At 67.2% G+C, this 24,442-nt stretch carries 18 protein-coding genes and 1 pseudogene; 5 read left to right on the top strand and 14 right to left on the bottom strand.

Translation table 11 applies throughout. The annotated features are described in order from the left end of the window. Positions 1 to 73: 73 nt before the first annotated feature. The 13 genes and pseudogenes from purD to gcbA all read right to left on the bottom strand — a co-directional run bounded on the left by purD (position 74) and on the right by gcbA (position 16,053). Positions 74 to 1,363, bottom strand: coding sequence for a phosphoribosylamine--glycine ligase (gene purD / locus LJF27_RS00855; protein WP_003105150.1), 1,290 nt, complete (start codon positions 1,361 to 1,363; stop codon positions 74 to 76). Positions 1,364 to 1,466: 103 nt separating this feature from the next. Further along, positions 1,467 to 3,074 (bottom strand): bifunctional phosphoribosylaminoimidazolecarboxamide formyltransferase/IMP cyclohydrolase, encoded by a 1,608-nt coding sequence (gene purH, locus LJF27_RS00850; protein ID WP_023116787.1) that lies wholly within the window; start codon positions 3,072 to 3,074, stop codon positions 1,467 to 1,469. 79 nt (positions 3,075 to 3,153) lie between these two features. After that, entirely contained in the window at positions 3,154 to 3,477 is a 324-nt protein-coding gene (fis, locus tag LJF27_RS00845; protein WP_003121116.1) for a DNA-binding transcriptional regulator Fis, read from the bottom strand. After that, on the bottom strand, positions 3,474 to 4,472 hold the full coding sequence (dusB, locus tag LJF27_RS00840; protein ID WP_003095402.1) for a tRNA dihydrouridine synthase DusB: 999 nt from the start codon (positions 4,470 to 4,472) through the stop codon (positions 3,474 to 3,476). The genes fis and dusB overlap by 4 nt, the downstream gene beginning before the upstream one ends. Before the next feature lie 203 nt (positions 4,473 to 4,675). Next, positions 4,676 to 5,953 (bottom strand): DUF3426 domain-containing protein, encoded by a 1,278-nt coding sequence (locus LJF27_RS00835; RefSeq protein WP_003161322.1) that lies wholly within the window; start codon positions 5,951 to 5,953, stop codon positions 4,676 to 4,678. A 95-nt stretch (positions 5,954 to 6,048) separates the two neighbouring features. After that, positions 6,049 to 6,933, bottom strand: coding sequence for a 50S ribosomal protein L11 methyltransferase (gene prmA / locus LJF27_RS00830; RefSeq protein ID WP_003107506.1), 885 nt, complete (start codon positions 6,931 to 6,933; stop codon positions 6,049 to 6,051). An 80-nt stretch (positions 6,934 to 7,013) separates the two neighbouring features. Continuing rightward, positions 7,014 to 7,880 carry an EI24 domain-containing protein gene (locus tag LJF27_RS00825; RefSeq protein ID WP_003107504.1) on the bottom strand — a complete coding sequence of 289 codons (867 nt, stop codon included), beginning with the start codon at positions 7,878 to 7,880 and terminating at the stop codon, positions 7,014 to 7,016. Between the two features lie 110 nt (positions 7,881 to 7,990). Further along, positions 7,991 to 9,340 (bottom strand): acetyl-CoA carboxylase biotin carboxylase subunit, encoded by a 1,350-nt coding sequence (gene accC, locus LJF27_RS00820; RefSeq protein WP_003095391.1) that lies wholly within the window; start codon positions 9,338 to 9,340, stop codon positions 7,991 to 7,993. Between the two features lie 17 nt (positions 9,341 to 9,357). Beyond that, positions 9,358 to 9,828 carry an acetyl-CoA carboxylase biotin carboxyl carrier protein gene (gene accB / locus LJF27_RS00815; RefSeq protein ID WP_003110495.1) on the bottom strand — a complete coding sequence of 157 codons (471 nt, stop codon included), beginning with the start codon at positions 9,826 to 9,828 and terminating at the stop codon, positions 9,358 to 9,360. A 23-nt stretch (positions 9,829 to 9,851) separates the two neighbouring features. Continuing rightward, complete coding sequence (aroQ, locus tag LJF27_RS00810) at positions 9,852 to 10,295, bottom strand: type II 3-dehydroquinate dehydratase (RefSeq protein WP_003095385.1); 444 nt, start codon at positions 10,293 to 10,295, stop codon at positions 9,852 to 9,854. Positions 10,296 to 10,438: 143 nt separating this feature from the next. Next, a complete protein-coding gene (locus LJF27_RS00805) occupies positions 10,439 to 12,214 on the bottom strand; it encodes a protein-disulfide reductase DsbD (protein ID WP_003106232.1) in 1,776 nt (591 codons plus the stop codon). Positions 12,215 to 12,373: 159 nt separating this feature from the next. Then, positions 12,374 to 12,889: pseudogene (gene ctpL / locus LJF27_RS30500) on the bottom strand (methyl-accepting chemotaxis protein CtpL); the annotation flags it as partial. A gap of 1,535 nt (positions 12,890 to 14,424) precedes the next feature. Beyond that, entirely contained in the window at positions 14,425 to 16,053 is a 1,629-nt protein-coding gene (gene gcbA / locus LJF27_RS00795) for a diguanylate cyclase GcbA (RefSeq protein ID WP_003106227.1), read from the bottom strand. A gap of 352 nt (positions 16,054 to 16,405) precedes the next feature. On the opposite strand from gcbA, the gene LJF27_RS00790 reads away from it, so the two are divergent. From LJF27_RS00790 to speA, 4 genes are all read left to right on the top strand, one after another. Next, on the top strand, positions 16,406 to 17,476 hold the full coding sequence (locus LJF27_RS00790) for a DUF2333 family protein (protein WP_009877155.1): 1,071 nt from the start codon (positions 16,406 to 16,408) through the stop codon (positions 17,474 to 17,476). Between the two features lie 3 nt (positions 17,477 to 17,479). Beyond that, on the top strand, positions 17,480 to 18,016 hold the full coding sequence (locus tag LJF27_RS00785; protein ID WP_003095369.1) for an NUDIX hydrolase: 537 nt from the start codon (positions 17,480 to 17,482) through the stop codon (positions 18,014 to 18,016). Positions 18,017 to 18,219: 203 nt separating this feature from the next. After that, positions 18,220 to 18,591, top strand: a complete 372-nt coding sequence (locus tag LJF27_RS00780) for a translation initiation factor Sui1 (RefSeq protein ID WP_003095367.1) — start codon at positions 18,220 to 18,222, stop codon at positions 18,589 to 18,591. A gap of 250 nt (positions 18,592 to 18,841) precedes the next feature. Beyond that, complete coding sequence (speA, locus tag LJF27_RS00775) at positions 18,842 to 20,752, top strand: arginine decarboxylase (protein ID WP_003095365.1); 1,911 nt, start codon at positions 18,842 to 18,844, stop codon at positions 20,750 to 20,752. 253 nt (positions 20,753 to 21,005) lie between these two features. On the opposite strand, the gene LJF27_RS00770 is transcribed toward speA, so the two are convergent. After that, positions 21,006 to 22,160 (bottom strand): DUF1624 domain-containing protein, encoded by a 1,155-nt coding sequence (locus LJF27_RS00770; RefSeq protein WP_003112330.1) that lies wholly within the window; start codon positions 22,158 to 22,160, stop codon positions 21,006 to 21,008. 141 nt (positions 22,161 to 22,301) lie between these two features. On the opposite strand from LJF27_RS00770, the gene cntO reads away from it, so the two are divergent. Then, the gene (cntO, locus tag LJF27_RS00765) at positions 22,302 to 24,428 is read left to right on the top strand and encodes a pseudopaline transport outer membrane protein CntO (protein ID WP_016253948.1); all 2,127 of its coding nucleotides are present in this window, start codon (positions 22,302 to 22,304) and stop codon (positions 24,426 to 24,428) included. The last annotated feature ends 14 nt before the right edge of the window (positions 24,429 to 24,442 follow it).

Here is a 24,442-nt window from a genome sequence, read left to right as displayed (position 1 = left end):
ATTATAGCCAAGTGGCCGTGGCAACGGCATAGGCCGCGGAAGCGCCGTGCGGCGCCCGCGGCTTCGGGCCCGGTCAGGACTCGCCGCGCTCGCGGGCGATGGCACGGTAGCCGATGTCCTTGCGGTAGAAGCAGCCGTTCCAGCGGATCTTCTCGGCCAGGCGATAGGCCTGTTGCTGGGCGGCGGACACGCTCTCGCCGATGGCGGTGGCACAGAGCACGCGGCCGCCGGAGGTGACCACCTGGCCATCCTTCAGCGCGGTGCCGGCGTGGAACACCTTGCCGTCCAGCGCGGCGGCCTCGGCCAGGCCTTCGATGACCTCGCCCTTGGCGTAGTCGCCCGGATAGCCGCCGGCGGCCAGTACCACGCCCACGGTCGGACGCGGGTCCCAGGTCGCCTCGACCTTGTCCAGCGCCTTGGCCAGGGCGGCCTCGACCAGCAGGACCAGGGAGGACTCCAGGCGGACCATGATCGGCTGGGTTTCCGGATCGCCGAAGCGGCAGTTGAATTCGATGACCTTGGGCGCGCCGCTCTTGTCGATCATCAGGCCGGCATAGAGGAAGCCGGTATAGACGTTGCCTTCCTCGGCCATGCCGCGCACGGTCGGGTAGATCACTTCGTCCAGCACCCGCTGGTGGACCTCGGCGGTGACCACCGGGGCCGGCGAGTAGGCGCCCATGCCGCCGGTGTTCGGCCCGCTGTCGCCATCGCCGACGCGCTTGTGGTCCTGGCTGGTGGCCATCGGCAGCACGTTCTGGCCGTCGACCATGACGATGAAGCTGGCCTCCTCGCCATCAAGGAACTCCTCGATCACCACGCGCGAGCCGGCGTCGCCGAAGGCATTGCCGGCGAGCATGTCGCGCACGGCGGCTTCGGCTTCGTCCAGGTTCATGGCGACGATCACGCCCTTGCCCGCGGCCAGGCCATCGGCCTTGATGACGATGGGCGCGCCCTGCTCGTGCAGGTAGGCCAGGGCCGGCTCGACCTCGGTGAAGTTGCGATAGGCGGCGGTGGGGATCCGGTGGCGGGCGAGGAAGTCCTTGGTGAAGGCCTTCGAGCCTTCCAGCTGGGCGGCGCCGGCGGTCGGGCCGAAGATATCCAGGCCGCGCTCGCGGAACAGGTCGACCACGCCTGCCACCAGCGGCGCCTCGGGACCGACGATGGTCAACTGGACGTTCTTCGCGGCGAAGTCGGCCAGTTGCTCCAGGGCCAGCACGTCGATGGCGACGTTCTCGCACTTGGCTTCGGTGGCGGTGCCGGCGTTGCCCGGGGCGACGAAGACCTTCGCCACGCGCGGGTCCTGGGCGACTTTCCAGGCCAGGGCATGTTCACGACCGCCGCTGCCGATGATGAGTACGTTCATGGGGTTCTCCTGGCGCAACGGCGGGTAACGCGCCGCGTTATCCGCCCTGCGTGAAATTCGTGGGTAGGGCGGCTGGCCGCATCGCGCTCAGCCGCCGTGATACTCAATGGCGGAAATGGCGCATGCCAGTGAACACCATCGCGATATCCGCCTCGTCGGCCGCCGCGATCACTTCGTTGTCGCGCATCGAGCCGCCCGGCTGGATCACCGCGGTGATGCCGGCCTTGGCCGCGTTGTCGATGCCGTCGCGGAACGGGAAGAAGGCGTCCGAGGCCATCACCGCGCCTTTCACTTCCAGGCCGGCGTGCTCGGCCTTGATCGCGGCGATCCGTGCGGAGTTGACCCGGCTCATCTGGCCGGCGCCGACGCCGACGGTCTGGCGGTTCCTGGCGTAGACGATGGCGTTGGACTTGACGAACTTGGCCACCTTCCAGGCGAAGATCAGGTCGTGGATCTCCTGCTCGGTGGGCGCGCGGCGAGTGACGATCTTCAGGTCCTCGGCCTTGATCATGCCGATGTCGCGGCTCTGTACCAGCAGGCCGCCGTTGACCCGCTTGAAGTCCCAGCCCGGGGCGCGCTCGGCTGGCCATTCGCCGCATTCGAGCAGGCGTACGTTGGCCTTGGCGGCGACCACCTCGCGGGCGGCGGCGGAAATCTTCGGCGCGATGATCACCTCGACGAACTGGCGCTCGACGATGGCCTTGGCGGTTTCGCCGTCCAGCTCGCGGTTGAAGGCGATGATGCCGCCGAACGCCGATTCGCTATCGGTGGCGTAGGCCAGGTCGTAGGCCTTGCGGATGCCGCCTTCGTCTTCCGGCACCACGGCGACGCCGCAGGGGTTGGCATGCTTGACGATCACGCAGGCCGGCTTGAGGAAGCTCTTCACGCATTCCAGGGCGGCGTCGGTGTCGGCGACGTTGTTGAACGACAGTTCCTTGCCCTGCAACTGGATGGCGGTGGAGACGCTGGCCTCGCCCTTCTTCGCCTCGACGTAGAACGCCGCGCTCTGGTGCGGGTTCTCGCCGTAGCGCATTTCCTGGGCCTTGACGAACTGACTGTTGAAGGTGCGCGGGAAGGCGCCGCGGTCGGCGGTGCCTAGGGTATCGCGGGTCTGGTCGATGGTACCCAGGTAGTTGGCGATCATGCCGTCGTAGGCGGAGGTGTGCTCGAACGCCTTGAGGGCCAGGTCGAAACGCTGGGCGTAGGTCAGGCCGCCGGCCTTGAGGGATTCGATCACGGCGGCGTAGTCGCCGGCATTGACCACGATGGCGACATCCTTGTGGTTCTTCGCCGCCGAACGGACCATGGTCGGCCCGCCGATATCGATGTTCTCGATGGCGGTAGGCAGGTCGCAGTCGGGCCTGGCCACCGTGGCCTCGAAGGGATACAGGTTGACCGCCACCAGGTCGATCGGCTTGATGCCGTGCTGCTCCATGACCGCGTCGTCCAGGTCGCGGCGACCGAGGATACCGCCATGCACCTTCGGGTGCAGGGTCTTCACCCGACCGTCCATCATTTCCGGGAAGCCGGTGTAGTCGGCCACTTCCACGGCAGAGATGCCGTTGTCCCGGAGCAGCTTGTAGGTGCCGCCGGTGGAAAGGATTTCCACGCCGAGGGCGACCAGCTCACGGGCGAAGTCGACGACGCCGGTCTTGTCGGAAACGCTGATCAGCGCGCGGCGGATGGGCAGGCGGGTGGTTTGGTCGGTCATTGCAAGGGTCCTGAGGGCTGGCTTCCGGCCGCGGGTGCCGGCCGGGACGCGCGCCCTTGGCCGGAGCCCGCCGCCGCTCTTAAAGAAGATCGTATTGCTTGAGTTTCTTGCGCAGGGTCCCGCGGTTCAGGCCGAGTAGCTCGGAGGCCTTGGTCTGGTTCCCCTTGACGTGGTTCATGACGGTTTCCAGCAGCGGCGCTTCGACTTCGCAGAGCACCATGTTGTAAACGTCCGTGACCGGCTGCCCTTCGAGGTGGGCGAAGTAGTTGTGCAATGCCTTCTCCACGCTGTCGCGCAGGGTCTGCCCTTCTTGCGTCGGCGTGGTGAGGTGCTGTTTCAGGTTGGCGTTGTCGCTCACGGGCGTTGTTCCACTCACTAAAGTCTCGGTCGTCATCGTTGTCATGCGGCCACCCCTGTTCCGTTGTTCTGGCGCTCGGCGAAGAACTGCCTGACGCTGGCGCACTGCGCATCCGTGTCCTGCAAACGATTGAACTGGGCGCGGAATTCCCTTGCGCCCGGCAGAGTCGCGAGATACCACCCCACATGCTTGCGGGCGATCCGCACACCCATTTCTTCCCCATAAAAAAGGTGCAGCTCCGCGAGGTGTTCGAGCAGGATGCTCTGCACTTCGGGAAGCGGCGCCGCCGGCAGGTGCTCGCCGGTCCGCAGGTAATGGTCGATCTCGCGGAAAATCCACGGTCTTCCCTGGGCGGCCCGACCGATCAGCAGGGCATCCACCCCGGTCTGCTCGATGACTTTCCTGGCCTTTTCCGGCGAATCGATGTCGCCATTGGCGAACACCGGTATCGACACGGCCTGCTTGATCGCCGCGATGGTCTCGTACTCCGCCTCCCCGGTGTACAGGTCGGCGCGGGTCCGGCCATGCACCGCAAGAGCCTGGATCCCCGCCTGTTCGGCGAGCTTCGCGACGGTGACGCCGTTACGGTTGTCCCGGTCCCAGCCGGTCCGGATCTTCAGGGTGACCGGTACGTCGACCGCCCTGACCACGGCATCGAGGATCTCGGCGACCAGCGCCTCGTCCCGCAGCAGGGCGGACCCCGCTGCCTTGTTGCATACCTTCTTCGCCGGGCAGCCCATGTTGATGTCGATGATCTGCGCACCGAGTTCCACATTGCGCTGCGCGGCCTCGGCCAGCATGGCCGGATCGCCGCCGGCGATCTGCACCGAGCGCGGCTCGTCCTCGCCATCGTGGATCAGGCGCAGGCGCGACTTGCGGCTGTTCCACAGGCGGACGTCGCTGGTCACCATCTCCGATACCACCATCCCGGCGCCAAGGCGACGGCAAAGCTGACGGAACGGACGATCGGTCACCCCGGCCATCGGCGCGAGGATCAGTCTGTTGGGCAGTGTATATGGGCCGATGCGTACCACCGACATGGGGCTTCCCTGTCTTGCGGTGCTGCGAAAAAAGGGAGGGCATGATACCCGCTCTGGATGACCGGATAAAGGCTGTTTTGGATAAATTCTGAACAGCCGATTCCTTAGTTCTTACAGTTGGAAGACGAGCGGCACTTGCGCCTGGCGCTCCGCGCGAGCGGGTGGGCGTAGCGGCCCGGCGGCGACCGGCGAGGTCTTTCCGGTCACTCCGGGGAATGGAAGCTCAGGCTGTAGTTCACCGCCTTCGGACCCGGGTCGAGGATGTCCAGCGACACGTGGATCGGTACCTGCGGTGGCATTTCCGTTCGTCCGGCCAGCTCGCCGCCGAGGTACTCGCCGGGCTTGAAGCGGCGATTGGCGATGAGGTGGCCGTTGAGGTCGGCGAAGCGCAGTTCCAGCAGCGGGAACGGCTGCGAGAAGCTGGCGCGGTTGTAGATGATCGCGTCGACCACCAGCGCGCCGCTGAATTCGGGATGGCTGCGGACCACCAGGTTGCTGCTCCTGATCTGCTCCACGTCGACCTTGGAGGGAAGGGTGCAGCCGATTTCCGGGCAGAGCTGGGCGAACCAGGGGCGATAGGCGTCCTGGCGCGCCAGTTCGTCGAAATGGTAGGCGATGTACTGAGCGGCGAGACCGCCCAGCGCCAGCAGGATCAGCAGCAGCCAGCCGAGACGCCGCGGCCATTGGCGCCGGGGCTTCTCCCAGGCCAGTTGCAGCGGCTCGTCGCGCAACTGGTCGAGACTCTCGACCGGCGCCTCGTCCGGTTTGCGGGCGCTGCCCAGGGGCGCGACGGACTGTTCCTCGGCGCTTTCCTCGTCGTCTTCATCCAGGGCGCTCAGGCCGTGGCGGCGCTTGCCGAGGCTGGGCTCGTCGTCATCGTCGTCATCGAGGCTGAGGCGAAGTTCCGGCGGATCCTCGGCGCGGCGCAGCGGCACGAAGGATACCCGCTCTTCCGCCAGCGGTTCGCCGAGGCTCGGTTCCTGGCGCGGATTGCCGCGCGCCGGCTGGGCCGGTTCGGCATCGGCGATCAGCGCCTCGGCCCAGCGTTCGTCATGTGGATCGCGTTCGTCGTCGCGGCGCGCCAGCAGGCTTTCCGCCGGTCGCGGGGCCTTCTCGATGCTGGAGAATTCCTGGTTCAGCTCGAATTCGTCGAGCTTGGCCAGTTCCTCGTCGAGGTTGAGGCTGTCCAGGTCGAGGTCGTCATGGATCCACAGGGTTTCGTCGCGCGGGCGCGCTGCCGGGGGCGCGGCCGAGGTGGCGGCCGCGACGCTGGGCGCGGGTGGCGGAGCGGCGGCCGGCTTCGCTTCGGCTGCCGAAGGAGCGTTCGCGCGCGGCGCGCCACCGACCTGGTGTTGCAGGGCGTTGAAGACTTTCAGGCAGGTGCCGCAGCGGACCGCGCCATTGGCGGCGCCCAGTTGCGCGTCGTTGACGCGGAAACTGGTGCTGCAATGGGGACATTGGGTGATGACGCTTTCGCTCATGCGGCGATCCGTAGGGAAAATCCGGCGGCTAGTCTACCCCAAGCTTCTTGCACGAAGGCAGTGGGGCGGGATCAGTGGTGGCTGGCAGCGCGCCATCAATCGGCGCGGCGGCGGCCGCTGATGCGGATCCAGCCTTCGCGCTCGGCGGTCGGGTCGAGATCGAAGTGTGCGGAGTAGGCCGCGCGGACCTCCGCGGCCTGCTCGGCGAGGATGCCGGACAACGCCAGCAGGCCGCCGGGACGTACCAGGCCGGTCAGTTGCGGGGCGAGGGAAACCAGCGGGCCGGCGAGGATATTGGCGACCAGCACGTCGGCCTGTCGCTGCGGCAGGTCCGCCGGCAGGTAGACAGGGAACCGCGCGGGCTCGATACCGTTGCGCGAGGCATTGTCGCGCGAGGCTTCCAGGGCCTGTGGATCGATGTCGGTGCCGACCGCCCGTTCGGCGCCGAGCAGCAGCGCGGCGATGGCGAGGATTCCCGAGCCGCAGCCGAAGTCGAGCACCTGCCGGCCGGCCAGTTCCTGGCCGTCGAGCCATTCCAGGCACAGCGCGGTGGTCGGGTGGGTGCCGGTGCCGAAGGCCAGGCCCGGATCGAGCAGCAGGTTGACCGCGTCCGGCTCGGGGGCGGCGTGCCAGCTCGGCACGATCCACAGGCGGCGGCCGAAACGCATCGGCTGGAAGTTGTCCATCCAGCTGCGTTCCCAATCCTGGTCGGCGATTTCCTCGACATGGTGCTCGGGCAGGTCGCCGCCGGTAAGCAAGGCGAGGTGGGCGAGCAGGGCGGTCTCATCGGTGTCCGCTTCGAACAGCGCCAGCAGGTGGGTGCGCGACCACAGCGGGGTGGTGCCGAGGTCCGGCTCGAAGATCGGCTGGTCTTCGGCGTCCATGAAGGTCACGGAGACGGCGCCGACTTCGAGCAGGGCGTCTTCGTAGGTTTCGGCCTGTTCCGGGGTGATGGCCAGGCGAACTTGTAACCAGGGCATGGGGCGACCTCTGTTGCGGCTGTAAACGAAACGGGCCGCCCAGGGGCGACCCGTTTTCCACCGCGCAAGCTTACTTGAGGCTAGCCGGCGCTGCCACTCTCTGCCGTGGCCTCGCCGCGCAGTTGCGCCAGGCCGCGATTGGCCAGGTGGCAGGTACCGCCGCCGAGCACCGCCGGCAGCAGCAGGTTGAGCAGCGGCACCAGCGCCAGGAGCAGTATCAGCAGGCCGAACAGCAACAGGCTGCCGCGGCGAGCACGAAGCACGGCGAGCTGCTCGCCGGCATCGGCCAGCCCGGCCAGCGTGGCGGGCAGCAGGAAGCGGATGTTCAGGTAGGCCAGCGCCAGCAGCAGGAGTACACCGTTGTAGAGCGGAACCAGCAGGCCGACCAGGATCGATCCGGAAACGCCCAGCCAGGGTGCCAGGCGGAAGCCGGCGGCACGCCACAGCGAGATCCTTTCGCCGGAGGCAGGTGCCAGTCGCGGGTAGCGTTGGCGGACCTGTTCCTTCAGTTGTCCGAGCAGGCCGATGCGCAGGCCCAGGCGGATGCCGAAGACGATGCTGGCGGCGTACAGGGCGACGAAGAACAGCGCGGCATAGCCGACGAAATAGAACGCCAGTTGCGCCAGTCCCGCCAGGCCGTTGAAGGCCGCCAGCGGATCGAAGTACGGGCCACCGCTGCCGGCCTCGATCAGCGAGCCGTTGGGGATCAGGGCGAAGTTGGCCACGCTGAATGCCGTGTACAGCGCGGCCCAGCCGCAGAGGCGGATGATCGGTTCGAAGAAATGCACGAACAGCCAGGTGCACAGCACGCTGACGAGAATGCACAGGCTCGCGGAGCGGAAGAGTGCGGCGGGTTGCAGGCTTTCCCTGAAACCCAGGGCGAAGCAGGTCGCGGCCTCGGTCGCGGCGGCCAGCGATTGGCGGTACCAGCGGCGGATGCGTTCCATGCAGGAGTCCGGTGGTGGAGGGGCGACGAGGATAGCACCGTTGGGGCGGCCGGCAGGCGGAAACGACAAGGGCCGCCCGGAGGCAGCCCTTGTGCGCAGCGACTGACGGATCAGTGCTTGTCCATACCCAGTTTCTTCTCCAGGTAATGGATGTTCACCCCGCCCTTGCAGAAGGCGGCGTCGCGCACCAGGTCCTTGTGCAGTTCGGTATTGGTCTTGATACCGTCGACGATCAACTCGTCCAGGGCATTGCGCATCCGCGCCAGCGCCTCGTCGCGGTCGGCACCGTAGGTGATGACCTTGCCGACCAGCGAGTCGTAGTTCGGCGGCACGCTGTAGCCGCTGTAGAGGTGCGAGTCGACGCGCACGCCGTTGCCGCCGGGGGCGTGGAAGTGCTTGACCTTGCCCGGGCTGGGCATGAAGGTCTTCGGGTCTTCGGCGTTGATCCGGCATTCCAGCGCATGGCCGCGGATGACCACGTCCTCCTGGCGGATCGAGAGCTTCTCGCCGGAGGCGATGCGCAGCATCTCCTTGACGATGTCGACACCGGTGACCATCTCAGATACCGGGTGCTCCACCTGCACGCGAGTGTTCATCTCGATGAAGTAGAAGCGGCCGTTCTCGTAGAGGAACTCGAAGGTGCCGGCGCCGCGGTAGCCGATCTCGATGCAGGCCTGGACGCAGCGGGCGAAGACTTCCTGGCGAGCCTTCTCGTCGATGCCGGGGGCCGGCGCCTCTTCGATCACCTTCTGGTGGCGGCGCTGCAGGGAGCAGTCGCGGTCGCCGAGGTGGATGGCGTTGCCCTGGCCGTCGGAAAGCACCTGGACTTCCACGTGGCGCGGGTTGGTCAGGAACTTCTCCAGGTAGACCATCGGGTTGCCGAACGCCGCGCCGGCCTCGGTGCGGGTCAGCTTGGCCGACTTGATCAGCTCGGATTCGTCGTAGACCACGCGCATGCCGCGCCCGCCGCCGCCGCCGGCGGCCTTGATGATCACCGGGTAGCCGACCTCGCGGGCGATCGCCAGGGCGGTTTCTTCATCTTCCGGCAGCGGGCCGTCGGAGCCCGGCACGGTGGGGACGCCGGCGCGCTTCATGGCGTCCTTGGCCGAGACCTTGTCGCCCATCAGGCGGATCACCTCGGCGGTCGGGCCGACGAAGGTGAAGCCGGAGCGTTCGATCTGCTCGGCGAAGTCGGCGTTCTCGGCGAGGAAGCCGTAGCCGGGGTGGATCGCGGTGGCGCCGGTGACCTCGGCCGCGGCGATGATCGCCGGGATCTGCAGGTACGACTGGGTGGCCGGGGCCGGACCGATGCACACCGATTCGTCGGCGAGCGATAGGTGCATCAACTCGCGGTCGGCGGTGGAGTGTACCGCCACCGTCTTGATCCCCAGCTCCTTGCATGCGCGAAGGATGCGCAAGGCGATTTCGCCGCGGTTGGCGATCAGCACTTTTTCCAACATCGCAGGTTCCCCGCGGCTTAGACGATGGTGAACAGCGGCTGGTCGAACTCAACCGGCTGGCCGTTCTCCACCAGGATCGACTCGATGGTGCCGCTAACTTCGGCTTCGATGTGGTTCATCATCTTCATGGCTTCGACGATGCACAGGATGTCGCCTTTCTTCACGCTCTGGCCGACTTCGACGAAGTTGGCCGAGGTCGGCGAGGCGGCGCGGTAGAAGGTGCCGACCATCGGCGAGCGAACCACGTTGCCGTTCAGCTTCGGCGCGGCCGGGGCGCTTTCCGCGGCAGCGGCGGCCGGAGCGGCGGCTGCCGGCGCCGGCGCGGCGACCGGAGCGGCGAAGGCCGGAGCCTGTGCGTACACCGGCTGGGCGGCGGTCTTGCTGTGGCGGCTGATGCGTACCGACTCTTCGCCTTCGCGGATTTCCAGCTCGTCGATACCGGACTCTTCCAGCAGCTCGATCAGTTTCTTGACTTTACGAATGTCCATTAGCGCTAGCACTCCCAGTGAGGTCAGGGGCGTTGAAGTTGTTCAAGGGCGGATTCCAGGGCCAGGCGGTAGCCTGTGGCGCCGAGACCGCAGATCACCCCTACCGCCACGTCGGAGAAGTAGGAGTGATGCCGGAAAGGTTCACGTTTGTGCACGTTCGACAGGTGCACTTCGATGAATGGGATGCTCACCGCAAGCAGCGCGTCACGTAACGCGACGCTGGTATGGGTGAATGCCGCCGGATTGATGATGATGAAGTCCACGCCTTCGTCGCGCGCGGCATGGATCCGGTCGATCAGTTCGTATTCGGCGTTGCTTTGCAGATGCAGCAGGTGGTGGCCGGCTTCGCGGGCGCGGCGCTCGAGGTCCTGGTTGATCTGCCCGAGGGTGGTCGAACCGTAGGTGCCGGGCTCGCGGGTGCCCAGCAGGTTCAGATTCGGCCCGTGCAATACGAGGAGGGTCGCCATTGTCTTGTTGATTGTCCTGTACAGGCTGCAAACGGCAAGCGGGCACTATGCCGGAATTTCCGTATGACTGTCCAGTCACTGTTAGATTGCAGTAGATCGCCGCATGTTGACCGGCAATTGCGGCAGAAGTATGTCAGCGCATGTCACTGCCGGGTAGCGGCCCGGCGCAGTCGTTCGGCGAGCCCGGCGGCGTCGATCTCTCCGATGACGCGCAAGTCGCTCCATTCGTCACCGCCCGGGGCGAAGAACAGGATCGCCGGCGGACCGAACAGGTTGTAGCGGTCCAGCAGGCCGCGCTGGGCCGGGTTGCTTTCGGTGATGTCGAAGCGCAGCAGGCGGTAGGCCGGCAGTCGTGCCTGCACCGTGGGATCGGTGAGAACCTGGCGCTCGATGACCTTGCAACTGATGCACCAGTCCGCATACCAGTCCAGCAGCACCGGCTTGCCGGCCTGACGTGCCTCGGCCAGGGCGGCGTCCAACTGCGCCGGGGTGGTCAGGTTCTGCCATTCGCCGGGCGTGCTCGGCGGCCCGGCATGGATCGACGGCACCGAGCGGCCCAGCGGATGGATCGGGTCCGACTCGCCCTGCAGGGCGCCGATCCAGGCGGCCACCGCGTAGGTCAGGAACATCAGGCCAAGCAGTTGCAGCAGGCGGCGTGCGGCGCTCTTCGGGGTGAATTCGAGGGCGCCCAGGGCCAGGCCGGCGCCGCCGGCGAGCATGCCCCAGAGCATCAGCGCCACCGGGCCGGACACCACCCGCTCCAGCAGCCACACGGCGACCGCCAGCAACAGCACGCCGAAGGCGTTGCGCACGCCATTCATCCAGGCTCCGCTCTTGGGCAGCAGGGCGCCGCCGCCGGCGCCGAACACCACCAGCGGCGTACCCATGCCCAGGCCGAGGGCGAACAGTTGCAGGCCGCCCCCCCAGGCATCGCCGCTGGCGCTGATATAGAGCAGCGAGGCGGCCAGCGGGGCGGAGACGCAGGGCGAGACCAGCAGGCTGGAAAGCACGCCGAGGGTGGCCGCGCCGAGGATCGAGCCGCCGCGCGCATCGCCGGCCAGACGGTCGAGCGGTTCGCGGATGAAGCCGGGCAGGCGCAGCTCGAAGAAGCCGAACATGGCCACGGCGAACAGCGCGAAGAACGCCGCGAATGGCACCAGTACCCAGGGCGACTGCAATTGCGCCTGGAGATTGAGGCTGGCGCCGAACATGCCCATCAGCGCGCCGAGCAGGGCGAAGCAGAGCGCCATCGGCAGCACGTAGGCGAGCGACAGGACGAAGCCGCGACCACCGCCCGGCCGGCCGCGCAGGACCACTCCGGAGAGGATCGGCAGCATCGGCAGCACGCAGGGGGTGAAGGTCAGGGTCAGGCCGGCGAGGAAGAAGAACAGCAGGCTGCGCTTGCCCTTGTGCTCGAGCGGGCCCTTGCCGGCCGCGTCGCTCGCGGCTGGCGTCGCGGCACCGCCGTCGATGTCGAAGCGCCTGGTTTCCGGGGGGTAGCAGAGGCCCTTGTCGGCGCAGCCCTGGTACGTCACCACGAGGGTATAGGGCTGCCGGGCCGGATTGTTCAGGGGAATCTTCAGGTCGACGATGTTGTAGTAGACCTCGGTATCGCCGAAGTACTCGTCGTGGTGCTGCTTGCCCGCCGGCAGCTGCACCTGGCCGAGGCTGACCTGGGCTGGCTCGACCTTGAACTGGAAGCGGTGGCGGTAGAGGTAGTAGCCCTCGGCGTTGACGAAGCGCAGCAGCACGTGCTGCGCGTCGCTGCGCTCGACGCTGGGCTTGAACGCCTGGTCGACCTTGAGGAAGCCGCCGCCATCGAGGCCGCCGCCGAGGGAGGCGCCGGGACGGCTGTCGAACAGGCCCGCGCCGGCGGGCAGGGCGACCAGCAGGAGGATCAGGGTCAGCAGGCGGCGCATGGATATCTCGTCGGATCAAAAGCCGGAATGATAGCGGAAAGCCGGGCCCGATCGAGCCCCGTGCGGCTGATCAGGTCCTGCCCCGGTTCCGCTGAGCGGTATCCGACCGGTCCGAAGCCAGACGGTTCCTCTGGCGCCTTGCGGCACGTCGCCGCAGGGTCACAGGCGGAAGGCCTGCACCGTGGTGCGCAGGTCGCCGCCCAGTTGCCGCAGTTGCTCGCCCTGTTCGCGGCTATGGCCGATCAGCCGCAGGTTTTCCCCGCCCAGGGCGTGGATGCGTTCGCTGTGCGAGCGAATCTCGCCGACCGCCTGGCTCTGCTGGGTCGAGCCTTCGGCGATGCGTTCGGCCATCACGCCGATGGTATGGATCGCGGCGACCACTTCGTCCAGCGCGCCTTCCGCCGCGCCGGCCTGTTCGGCGGTGCGTTCGGCATGCTCGACCTGGCTGCGCATGGCCTCCACCGATTGCCGCGCGGCCTGTTGCAGGCGGCCGATGAGCTGCTGGATCTCCTCGGTGGCGCCGGCGGTGCGCTGGGCCAGCGAGCGGACTTCCTCGGCGACCACGGCGAAGCCGCGGCCCTGGTCGCCGGCGCGGGCGGCCTCGATGGCGGCATTGAGGGCGAGCAGGTTGGTCTGTTCGGCGATCGAGCGGATCACCGTCAGCACGCTGCCGATGGTCGCCGACTCCTCGGCCAGGCGCTCGATCGACTGGGCGTTGCCTTGCACCTCGTCGACCAGCTCGCGCAGGCCGCCCAGGCTCTCGCCGATCACCCGCTGGCCATGCTCCACTGCCTGGCCTGCGCTGCGACTGGCGTCGGCGGTCTGGCTGGCGTCTCCGGCGACCTGCTGGATCGCCGCTTCCATGTCGCCGAGGGCGTCGCGGATCTGCCCGGTATCGCCGGCCTGGCGCTCGACCCCGGCGTGCAGGCCGCTGCTGACCTCGGCCAGGGTCTGGCTGCTGCCGGCGACCTGTTCGGCGCGGCGGTGGATCGCGCCGACCAGCTCGGCGAGGAAGCTGCGCAGGCGGTTCAGCGAATCTTCCAGGTTGCGCAGGTCCTCGGTGCGGGTACGCAGGGATATGGGGCGCGAGAAGTCGCCGTCGGCCCAGGCCGAGAGCGCCGGCACCAGTTGCCCGAGGACCCGCGCCAGGCGTCTTTGCAGGCTGTCGATGGCGAGGGCGATGAGCAGGATCAGGGCGATCATCCCTCCCTGGATCAGGCGTACCTGGCCTTGCAGGCGCTGGCGTTCGCCGCGCACCTGCGGTTCCAGGGTGGCCAGGGCCTGGCGCACCGCGTCCAGTCTGGCGCCGGTGTCGGCGGACAGTTGCTGGCGACGCTCGATCAGGTCGCGGGTGCGGCGCAACTCGTCCGGATAGCGTTGCAGCAGGCTGGCGAGTTCGCGCCGCAGCGCCACGCCGCGGTCTTCGGCATTGCCGGCGCCAGCCTCGACGTCGCCGGCCAGCCCCATCATGGCGGCGAAGTCGTCGCTGGCCGAGCGTTGCTCGTCGAGCACGCCGAGCAGCGGCAAGGCCTCGATCCGCCCGGCCTGCTCGCGCAGGTTGGCCAATTCGCGCTCGACGTCGCCGGCCAGGGCCGGGTTGGCGCTTTCCACCAGCTTGGCGCGGGCCAGGCTGAGGCGGGTCAGGTGCAGGCTGGCGAGCAGCAGCGGGGTGCGGTAGGCGCCGGCCTGGGGCTGCCCCGCCGCGGCGTCCAGGTAGGCGGACCATTGTTCCAGGTTGCCGGTGAGGTCGCGCTCGGCCTGTAGCAGCAGGCCCTGCGGGTCGCCGGCGAGCTTGCCGGCGGCGAGCAGGTCGCCGGCGCTGAATTCGCGCAACTCCGCGAGGCTTGGCGCGAGGGTCCGGGCGAGGTCCGGCGGTAGCTCCGGCAAGGCCTCGGCGAGGCTTTCCAGGGCTTGCAGCGCGGCCTGCTGGCGCACGGCGTCGCCGCTGCCGAGGTACTGGCGGATGTTGCGCGCGACCTGTTCGTCGAAGCGCTGCGACAGCTCCAGGTACTGGTCGAGCAACTGGAAGGGCCGCTCCATGGCGCGTTGCGACCACCACAGGGTGATTCCCAGGGCGAGGCAGACGGTGAGCAGGAGCAGGGTGTTGAGGTTGGTGAGTTGCTTGAGGCGCATGGCGAGTCTCGTCCGACTACGGAACGGCGAGATCGCAGGTTATTTCCGTTCGGTTACCGGCTGATGACAAAAGGCCATTATCGAGCGTCGGGACGATATACTTCGATCCGGTTGCGCCCGCCGTGCTTGGCCCGGTACAGCGCTTCGTCGGCCTGCTTGGCCATGCTCTTGATATCGAGGTCCGGGGTCAGCTCGGCGATGCCGCAACTGAAGGTGCAGCGCAGGTCGGTCGGTTGCGCCGGGTAGTGGATCTCGGCGAAGCGCTGGCGAATCTCGTCGAGCACCAGGCGCGCGGCGTCCAGGTCGGTGTCCGGAAGGACCACGGCGAACTCTTCGCCGCCATAGCGGCCGATGTGGTCGGTCTTGCGCAGGCGTTGCTTGAGGAACAGCGCCAGGCCCTTGATCACCCGGTCGCCCATGGGGTGGCCGAAACGGTCGTTGACCTGCTTGAAGTGGTCGATGTCGAGCATCGCGAAGCTCAGCGGACGGCCATCGCGACGTGCGCGCAGACGGGCGTCCTCGAGCAGTTGCAGGGTATGGGTGTGGTTGTACAGGCCGGTCAGGCTGTCGCGCACCATCCGCGCCTTCAGGCTGCGCGCGCGGCTGGCGCGGGTGCGCACGGTGGCGATCAGGTGGCGCGGGCGGATCGGCTTGGTGAGGAAGTCGTCGCCGCCTTCGCTCATGGCGTCCAGCTGCTTGTCCAGGTCGTCCTCGGCGGACAGGTAGATGATCGGCACGCTGACGTGGCGCTCGTGCTGGCGGATCACCTTGGCCAATTCGGTGCCCAGGCATTCGGGCATGTACATGTCGAGGATGATCAGGTCGGGCTGGAAGTCGCTCAGCTCGGCCATCACCGACAGTGGCTCGGTGAGTGCGCGGGTGATGATCCCGGCGCTGTTGAGGACCATCTCGGTGTGCAGCGCCTGGGCCCGGGAGTCGTCGACGATCAGTACCCGGTAGGGCTCGTAGAAGCTCAGGCGGCTGAGGGTCTCGATCTTTTCCAGCACGCTGGAGGCGTCCAGGGTGCCGGTGAAGAATTCCTGGCCGCCGGCACGGGCCGCGGCCAGGCGGGTCGGTGTGTCGGTCTCGCTGTCGCTGAAGAACAGCACCGGCAGCTTGTGTTCGAGGCCGGCCTGGGCCTCGCTGGCCAGTCGCAGGCCCATGTCGGGGCCGGCGAAGTCGACTTCCATGACGATCGCCGCCGGGTAGCGTTCGCGCATGCTGGCGCGGAAGGCGTCGGCGGTCTCGCAGCTCAGCGCCTGCAGACCGAAGAACTCCAGTTGCTGGGCCAGGCGCTCGGCGCGTTCGCGGTCCTTCAGTGCCAGGTAGACCGGTTTGCGCAACGGCGGCAGGACGGTGTGCTCGAGCTGGTCGCCATGCCGCAGGCCGGTGCGCGACAGGCGCTGCATCAACTGGTTGAGTTCGCTGATCGACTCGCTGGAAAGCCGGCCGCGGTTGGCCTCGACGACGTCCAGGGTACGGTCGATGGCACCGGCCAACTGGGCATGCTCGGCTTGCTCGAAGCGTTCGGCGTAGCGCTGCAGGCGCAGGGTGGCGTCGGCCAGTTCTTCCATGCCGTCGCTGTTCCACTCCGCGCGGGTCAGGCGTTGCCAGACCTCCAGAACCTGGCGCGCCTGGTTGATCACTCGCTGGGCGAAGTGGTGCTTCAGGCGGTCCAGGGTCGGGTCATCGTGCTCGGTCATCATGACGCGCTTCTTTCGTGGTCTTCGCGGCAGAGCGTCGCTGCGAATGATGGCTCTATGCTATCACCTATCGCCATGAAAGCCAGCGGCCGTTGGGCGGCTGACGAGAGGAGCCTTTTCTTTTCCAAATGTCATCCCCACCTGTTGGTGGGTGCCTTTGTGCGACGGACTACGGCATGCTTATGCCTGTTTCGGAAAATTCTCACTGAGCATTCCGGCACAAAACCGGCTTCCACTACGCTGAAAGCCGACGATGCCGAGGTTTTCGGCGTCCTGGAAGGGTTGGCGCTTGGCACGGAACGCGTTCGCCATGGTCCAATCCCCCATCTATCGAGCTGTTTTAAGGACCCTTGCCATGCTGGACTGGAAGAAGCGTCGTGGGACCATGCGCGATCGCGTGGACAATTCCGTGGATGATGTGCGTACCTACTTCGGCGGCCCCTGGCTGGTGCGCGTGGTGGGAGGCCTGCTGGGCATCTACCTGCTGGTGGCGATGCTGGTCGGCTGGTACTGGAGCCAGGAACCCGACCTGTTCCCCGTGCAGCAGGGCGCCCAGGCCGCCGCCGAGCGCGCCGGGCGGCAGATGGTCACCGGCTACACCACGGTGGAAACCCTCAAGGAAGTGGTCGATACCCTGCTGACCAAGCCGGGCGGCTACATCTCCAACGACATCTTCCCGCCGGGCATCTGGATGGACAACATGCCCAGCTGGGAGTATGGCGTGCTGGTCCAGGTGCGCGACATCAGCCGGGCGCTGCGCAAGGATTTCGCCCGTTCGCAGTCGCAGTCCACCGAGGACGCCGACCTGGCTCGCGCCGAGCCGCGTTTCAACTTCGACAACAAGAGCTGGGCGCTGCCGGCGTCCGAGTCGGAGTACCAGGAAGGCATCAAGTCGCTGGACCGCTACCTGGCTCGCCTGTCCGACCCGAACCAGCCCAACGCGCAGTTCTATGCCCGTGCCGACAACCTGAACAACTGGCTGGGCGACGTCGCCACCCGCCTGGGCTCGCTGTCCCAGCGCCTGTCGGCGAGCGTCGGCCGGGTCAAGCTGAACACCAACATCAAGAACCCCGAAGAGGTACAGCCGGGCGAGGCGCCCAAGGTCGAGGAAGTGGTCCAGGAAACCCCCTGGCTGCAGATCGACAACGTCTTCTACGAGGCCCGGGGCCAGGCCTGGGCGCTGTCGCACCTGCTGCGCGCCATCGAGGTCGACTTCGCCGACGTGCTGGCGAAGAAGAACGCCACGGTCAGCGTGCGGCAGATCATCCGCGAACTGGAGGCCGCGCAGGAGCCGTTGTGGAGCCCGATGGTGCTGAACGGCAGCGGCTACGGCATCCTGGCCAACCACTCGCTGGTGATGGCCAACTACATTTCCCGCGCCAACGCCGCGGTGATCGACCTGCGCCAGCTGCTTTCCCAGGGCTGACCCATGGCCGCGCCGATCAGCGCCGAAGAGGTGGCCCACCGGGCCGCCTCCGACGCCGAACTCATCGCCTGGGTCGACGAGCAGGACCGCCCGCTCGGTAGCCTGCCGCGCGCGGAGCTGCGCGAGCGCGGGCTGATCGGTCGCGGCACCTTCATCCTGCTGTTCAACTCCGCCGGCGAGCTGTGCGTGCAGCGCCGGACCCTGAGCAAGGCGGTCTATCCCGGGTACTGGGACCTCGCCGCCGGCGGCATGGTCCAGGCCGGCGAGCCCTACGCCGACTCCGCCGCCCGCGAACTGGAGGAAGAGCTGGGAATCCGCGACGCGGTCCTGCGCGAACATGGTCGCTTCTTCTTCGACGAACCGGGCAACCGGCTCTGGTGCGCGGTGTTTTCCGCCGTCTCCGATGCGCCCTTGCGCCTGCAGGCGGAGGAAATCTCCGAGGCCCGCTTCATCCGTCCCGAACTGGCGCTGGAGGAGGCTCGCAGCCTGCCGTACTGCCCCGATTCCCTGCAGGCGTTGCGCCTGTACCTGGACGCCTGAGCCGCGGATGTCGCCATTTCACCGATCAATGGCGCATTTTCGCTCTTAGCATTTGCTCGCAATGCTGCTAAATTGCGCGACCTTTTCGGGCGGTCCCCATGCCGCCCCTGCGCAGCCCCTGCCTGAGTGGGGCGTCGCGGTCGGCTCCCGCCGGCCATCGTTGTTGACCTGGCCCGTCGAGGCCATTCTGGGGGAAACGCCCGGTGGTCAAAAAAGCTTCGTCCCTGTCCGCCCTCGGCGGGCTGGTGTATTCCACGGATGGCGGCCGGCATTGCCCGGACTGCCAGCAACCCAAAGACGCCTGCATCTGCGGGCAGGCCGTAGCGCCTGCCGGCGACGGGATCGCGCGCGTGCGCCGCGAGACCAAGGGCCGCGGCGGCAAGACGGTGACCACCATCAGTGGCCTGCCGCTCGCCGGCGATGCGCTCAAGGAGCTGGCCAGCGCGCTGAAGCGGCGCTGCGGCACCGGCGGCAGTCTCAAGGACGGCGTGGTGGAGATCCAGGGCGAGCATGTCGAACTGCTGATCGACGAACTCCTCAAGCGCGGTTTCAAGGCGAAGAAGTCCGGCGGCTGACCGCGTTCTCCCCTGCAGAGAGCGGGCAGGTCCGGCACCGCGAAGGCCGCACCAGCCCTTTCCCTAGATGGGAGACTGCGGATACCCGCATGAGCGGATTTCCTCGGCTTTCCTAAACTACCGCCCAGTGTGGCGGTCAACACGGCAACGTCACATCCTCCGGCTAGCCTCCACCACAGGCGTGCCGGCCCAGGGCCATCCGGAGATCCCGGCGCCCGCCCGACCCCGAACATTGAGGAGATCACCGCGCATGGCCGCTCGACGGACTCGCAAAGACGATGGCAGCAACTGGACCGTGGCCGACAGCCGCGGCGTATACGGCATCCGCCACTGGGGTGCGGGTTATTTCGCCATCAACGATGGCGGCAATGTCGAAGTGCGTCCGCAGGGTGCCGACTCGACGCCCATCGATCTCTACGAGCTGGTCGGCCAGCTGCGCGAGGCGGGCCTGAGCCTGCCGCTGCTGGTGCGCTTCCCGGATATTTTGCAGGACCGCGTGCGCAAGCTCACCGGCGCCTTCGACGCGAACATCGAGCGCCTCGAATACCAGAGCCGCTATACCGCGCTGTATCCGATCAAGGTCAACCAGCAGGAAGCGGTGGTGGAGAACATCATCGCCACCGAGAACGTCTCCATCGGCCTGGAGGCAGGCTCCAAGCCGGAACTCATGGCGGTGCTGGCGCTGGCCCCGAAGGGCGGCACCATCGTCTGCAACGGCTACAAGGACCGCGAGTTCATCAAGCTGGCGCTGATGGGGCAGAAGCTCGGGCACAACGTGTTCATCGTGATCGAGAAGGAATCCGAGGTGCAGCTGGTGATCGAGGAGGCCGCCAACGTCGGCGTGCAGCCCCAGGTCGGCCTGCGCGTGCGGCTGTCCTCGCTGGCTTCGTCGAAGTGGGCAGACACCGGTGGCGAGAAGGCCAAGTTCGGCCTTTCCGCCGCCCAGCTGCTGTCGGTGGTCGAGCGCTTCCGCCAGGCCGGTCTCGACCAGGGCGTGCGCCTGCTGCATTTCCACATGGGCTCGCAGATCGCCAACCTGGCCGACTACCAGCACGGCTTCAAGGAAGCCATCCGCTACTACGGCGAGCTGCGCGCGCTCGGCCTGCCGGTGGATCACATCGACGTTGGCGGCGGCCTCGGCGTCGACTACGACGGCACCCATTCGCGCAACGCCAGCTCGATCAACTACGACATCGATGACTATGCCGGCGTGGTGGTCGGCATGCTCAAGGAGTTCTGCGACGCCCAGGGCCTGCCGCATCCGCACATCTTCTCGGAGAGCGGCCGGGCGCTGACCGCGCACCATGCGGTGCTGATCACCCAGGTCACCGACGTCGAGCGGCACAACGACGACGTGCCGAAGATCGTCGATCTCGACGAGCAGCCGGAGATCGTCCGCTGGCTGGCCGAACTGCTCGGCCCGACCGATGCCGAGATGGTCACCGAGACCTACTGGCGCGCCACCCACTACATCGGCGACGCCGCCGCGCAGTATGCCGACGGCAAGATCAGCCTGGCGCAGAAAGCCCTCGCCGAGCAGTGCTACTTCGCTATCTGCCGGCGCCTGCACAACCAGCTCAAGGCCCGCCAGCGCTCCCACCGGCAGGTCCTCGACGAACTCAACGACAAGCTCGCCGACAAGTACATCTGCAACTTCTCGGTGTTCCAGAGCCTGCCGGATACCTGGGCCATCGGCCAGGTGCTGCCGATCCTGCCGCTGCACCGCCTGGGCGAGGAGCCGGATCGGCGCGCGGTACTGCAGGACCTGACCTGCGACTCCGACGGCAAGATCACCCAGTACGTCGACGAGCAGAGCATCGAGACCAGCCTGCCGGTGCACGAGGTGAAGGAGGGCGAGGACTACCTGATCGGGGTATTCCTGGTCGGCGCCTACCAGGAGATCCTCGGCGACATGCACAACCTGTTCGGCGACACCGACTCGGTGAACGTCTACCAGCGCGCAGACGGCGGCATCTATCACGCCGGCATCGAGACCCACGACACCATCGAGGACATGCTGCGCTACGTGCACCTGTCGCCGGAGGAACTGATGACCCTCTACCGCGACAAGGTCGCCGGGGCCAAGCTCACCGCCCGCGAGCGCAACCAGTACCTGGATGCGCTGCGCCTGGGGCTGACCCGCTCGGCGTACCTGTCCTGACTGGCTAGCCCGTCGGCGACGGGAAGCGAACCAGGCAATGGCCGGCTGGCGCGAGGCGCCCGCCGGCCATTTCGTTTCAGATCCTGCTCGTTATGTGGGAATTCCGCACAACCCCTTCATTTCCGCTTCCCTGCCGGCGGTGGACGTCGGCGTGGTTGCCTGCTGTGTCCGGCGGATAACGCTTCGCAGCATTCGTCCTACCCGTGGGGGGGAAGGGCCGGACGTTTCCAGCGGCTCCTGGATGCTCCGCGCCTCAGAAGTACTTCAACCAGGCGATATCCCGCCGCCGCGCCTTGAAACCGGCGAACCAGTGCACCGCCGGGTACAGCGCCACGGCCAGCAGGATGCTGCACAGCCATAGCGCCGGCACCGAGGAGAAACCGAAGTAGTCGCCCCGGTTGGCGCCCCAGATCGCCAGCGCCAGCAGGTACAGCAGCTTCAGTAGGTAGAGATGCAGCAGGTAGAAGAACATCGGCGCTCCGCCGAACGCCACCAGGGCCTTGCCGCGACCGCTCCAGTCCAGGCGTTCGAACCAGGCCAGGAGCAGCAGGCCGATTCCCAGGGTGAGGGCGAGGAACAGCAGCGACGGCGGATACTTGGTGACGTTGAAGAAGCCCATCAGGGTGATCGCCGGCGTCTCGCCGAAGGCCCAGGGTTTCTCGCCATAGCCGTTGAGCAGGCGCAGCAGGATGAAGCCGAGCAGCAGCCCGCCACCGCCCGCCAGCAGGTAGCGTCGGCGCGTGGTCGCCGGCGTGGCGCCGCTGAACCAGTTGCCTGCGGCATAGCCCAGGGCGATCACACCGATCCACGGCAGCAGGGGGTAGGAGGTGCGCAGGCGCAGGGCGTCGCCCGCTTCGATCCAGCCGCGGTCGTGGAGCACCGCCCACGGCAGGTGCCAGGCCGAGCCGGGAGCGAAATGCAGCGGATCGAGCAGGTTGTGGCCGGCCACCAGCAGCACGCCGAGCGCCGCGAGCAGAGGGCGCGGCAACCAGAGCAGGGCGGCCAGGGCGAGCATGCTCAGGCCGATCGCCCAGATCACCTGGAGGTAGATCACCGTCGGCGGCAACTGGAAGGTCCAGGCGAAGTTCACCAGGGTCAGTTCCAGCGCCACCAGGAACAACCCGCGCTTGAACAGGAACGCCGAGACCGCCCGGCGTCCCTGGTGCTTCTCGCCGTAGAGGAATGCCGACAGGCCGGTGAGGAAGACGAACACCGGCGCGCACAGGTGCGCCAGGGTGCGGCTGAGGAACAGCGCCGGCTCGGTGCTGGCGACGTCCATCGGGTCGCCGACCTGGCGGTGCAGGAAAAAGGTCTCGCGGACATGGTCGAGCAGCATGAACAGCATCACCAGGCCGCGCAGGGCGTCGATGCTGTGCAGGCGGGAGGAATTGGAGATGGAGTTGGGCATGGCTGGGCTGGTCGTCGGAAAAGAGGGATGAGTATCACAGCCTGGCGGCGAGAAGCGAGATAGAGCCGGGCATTGTATTGCGAGGCCGGAATCGAACTGGTAGCGTTATAGTATATCATTTCTTTTCTGGTGCGATTTCCCATGAGAGTCAGTGTGTCGCTTGTCCTCGGTGTCGGCCTCGGTTGCAGCAGTCCGGCGCTCTGGGCGGAAACGGAAAGTCCCGCGGAGCTGGAGGTCCTCACTGTCACCGCCGAAGCGGAGCGCGCGGAGGGCCCGGTGCAGGGCTACCGGGCCAATCGGTCGGCCAGCGCGACGCGCACCGACACCCGTATCGAGGACATCCCGCAAGCCATCAGCGTGGTGCCGCGCCAGGTGCTCGACGACCTTGACAGCGCTCGTATCGAACGGGCGCTGGACTTCGCCGGCGGGGTCTCGCGGCAGAACAACTTCGGCGGCCTGACGATGTTCGAGTACAACGTCCGTGGCTTCACCACTTCGGAGTTCTACCGCGACGGCTTCAGCGCCAACCGCGGCTATATGAACGCCCCGGACAGCGCCACCATCGAGCGCGTGGAAATCCTCAAGGGACCGGCCTCCAGCCTGTACGGGCGCGGCGATCCCGGCGGCACGGTGAACCTGGTGACCAAGAAGCCCCAGGCCGAGCGCTTCGCCCGCCTGCATGCCAGCGCCGGCAGTTGGGACCGCTACCGCTCGACCCTGGACCTGAACACGCCGCTGGACGAAGAGGGCGACCTGCTCTACCGGATGAACCTGGCGGTGGAGGACAGCAAGGGCTTCCGCGACTACGCCGACGGCCAGCGCCTGCTGGTGGCGCCATCGTTCAGCTGGCAACTGGACCCGGACACCTCGTTGCTGGTGGAAGCCGAGGTGGTGCGCAACCGCCAGGTCTTCGACCGCGGCACCGTGGCGCCGCACAACCACCTGGGCAGCCTGCCGCGCTCGCGGTTCTTCGGCGAACCGGACGACGGCAAGATCGACAACAACAACGAAACCCTCCAGGCCACCCTGCGCCATCACTTCAACGAGCAGTGGAGCCTGCGCCTGGCCAGCCACTACAAGCATGGCCACCTGGACGGCTACGCCTCGGAGAACTCCAGCCTCGCCGCCGACGGCTACAGCCTGCGCCGGGAGTACCGCTACCGCGACTTCGAGTGGCACGACAGCATCACCCAGCTCGACCTGCTCGGCGACCTCCATACCGGCTCGATCCGCCACCAGTTGCTGATGGGCCTCGAGTACGAGCGCTACCACAACGACGAACTGATCCTGCGTAGCATCCCGTCGCGCAACCCCTATGCCATCGACATCCGCCGGCCGGTCTACGGCCAGCCGAAACCACCCTTCGGACGCGACGACCGCAACCACGAGGAAGTCGACGCGATGGCCCTCAACCTGCAGGACCAGATCGAGTTCAGCGAGAAATGGCGCGGCCTGCTCGGCGTGCGCTTCGACCGCTACCGCCAGGACATGAACGCCACGCGCCTGAACAATGGCCGCTTCCGCGACACCAGCTCGCAGCAGACCCAGCGTGCCGCCACCCCGCGCATCGGCGTGCTGTACCAGGCGACCCCGGAGGTCGGCCTGTTCGCCAACGCCTCGAAATCCTTCAAGCCCAATGGTGGTACCGACATGGCCGGCAAGGCCTTCGACCCGGAGGAGGGGCGCGGCTACGAGGCGGGGGTGAAGCTCGACCTGCTCGATGGCCGGCTGGGCATGACCCTCGCCGCGTTCCACCTGAAAAAGAAGAACGTGCTCACCGCCGACCCGAGCAATCCCGGTTACCAGCAGACCGCCGGCGAGGCGCGCAGCCAGGGCTTCGACCTGCAGTTCAGCGGCCAGCTCACCGAGCAGTTGCGGCTGATCGGCGCCTACGCCTATATCGACGCCGAAGTGACCAAGGATGAGAACATCGCTCGCGGCAGCCGCCTGCTCAACGTGCCGAAGCACAGCGGCAGCCTGATGGGCGTCTACGAGTTCCGCGAAGGCTGGCTGCACGGCGCCGATGCCGGCGCGGCGGTCAACTATGTCGGCGAGCGCGCCGGCGACAGCAGCGACAGCGGCTTCGAACTGCCGGCCTACACCACCGTCGACCTGCTCGCGCGCTATCCGCTGGCGAGCAATGCCACCCTCGGGGTGAACGTCAACAACCTCTTCGATCGTCGCTACTACGAGCGTTCCTATAACAACGTCTGGGTCGCCCCCGGCGAGCCGCGCAACCTGACCATGAGCCTGACCCTGAACTACTGAGCCCTCTACCGCCG

The organism is Pseudomonas sp. 203-8 (assembly GCF_020708595.1).
Classification (GTDB): Bacteria; Pseudomonadota; Gammaproteobacteria; order Pseudomonadales; family Pseudomonadaceae; genus Pseudomonas; species Pseudomonas aeruginosa.
The sequence above is the reverse complement of the archived record's forward strand: the minus strand, read 5'-3'. Positions and strand labels throughout refer to the sequence as shown.

Coding starts and splice junctions, on each gene's coding strand:
- cntO (WP_016253948.1), top strand. CDS start 22,302: ATGAGAGTCAGTGTGTCGCTTGTCCTCGGTGTCGGCCTCGGTTGCAGC.
- purH (WP_023116787.1), bottom strand. CDS start 3,074: ATGACCGACCAAACCACCCGCCTGCCCATCCGCCGCGCGCTGATCAGC.
- accB (WP_003110495.1), bottom strand. CDS start 9,828: ATGGACATTCGTAAAGTCAAGAAACTGATCGAGCTGCTGGAAGAGTCC.
- aroQ (WP_003095385.1), bottom strand. CDS start 10,295: ATGGCGACCCTCCTCGTATTGCACGGGCCGAATCTGAACCTGCTGGGC.
- accC (WP_003095391.1), bottom strand. CDS start 9,340: ATGTTGGAAAAAGTGCTGATCGCCAACCGCGGCGAAATCGCCTTGCGC.
- purD (WP_003105150.1), bottom strand. CDS start 1,363: ATGAACGTACTCATCATCGGCAGCGGCGGTCGTGAACATGCCCTGGCC.
- LJF27_RS00790 (WP_009877155.1), top strand. CDS start 16,406: ATGCTGGACTGGAAGAAGCGTCGTGGGACCATGCGCGATCGCGTGGAC.
- dusB (WP_003095402.1), bottom strand. CDS start 4,472: ATGTCGGTGGTACGCATCGGCCCATATACACTGCCCAACAGACTGATC.
- prmA (WP_003107506.1), bottom strand. CDS start 6,933: ATGCCCTGGTTACAAGTTCGCCTGGCCATCACCCCGGAACAGGCCGAA.
- LJF27_RS00785 (WP_003095369.1), top strand. CDS start 17,480: ATGGCCGCGCCGATCAGCGCCGAAGAGGTGGCCCACCGGGCCGCCTCC.
- LJF27_RS00835 (WP_003161322.1), bottom strand. CDS start 5,953: ATGAGCGAAAGCGTCATCACCCAATGTCCCCATTGCAGCACCAGTTTC.
- fis (WP_003121116.1), bottom strand. CDS start 3,477: ATGACAACGATGACGACCGAGACTTTAGTGAGTGGAACAACGCCCGTG.
- LJF27_RS00805 (WP_003106232.1), bottom strand. CDS start 12,214: ATGCGCCGCCTGCTGACCCTGATCCTCCTGCTGGTCGCCCTGCCCGCC.
- LJF27_RS00825 (WP_003107504.1), bottom strand. CDS start 7,880: ATGGAACGCATCCGCCGCTGGTACCGCCAATCGCTGGCCGCCGCGACC.
- LJF27_RS00770 (WP_003112330.1), bottom strand. CDS start 22,160: ATGCCCAACTCCATCTCCAATTCCTCCCGCCTGCACAGCATCGACGCC.
- gcbA (WP_003106227.1), bottom strand. CDS start 16,053: ATGATGACCGAGCACGATGACCCGACCCTGGACCGCCTGAAGCACCAC.
- speA (WP_003095365.1), top strand. CDS start 18,842: ATGGCCGCTCGACGGACTCGCAAAGACGATGGCAGCAACTGGACCGTG.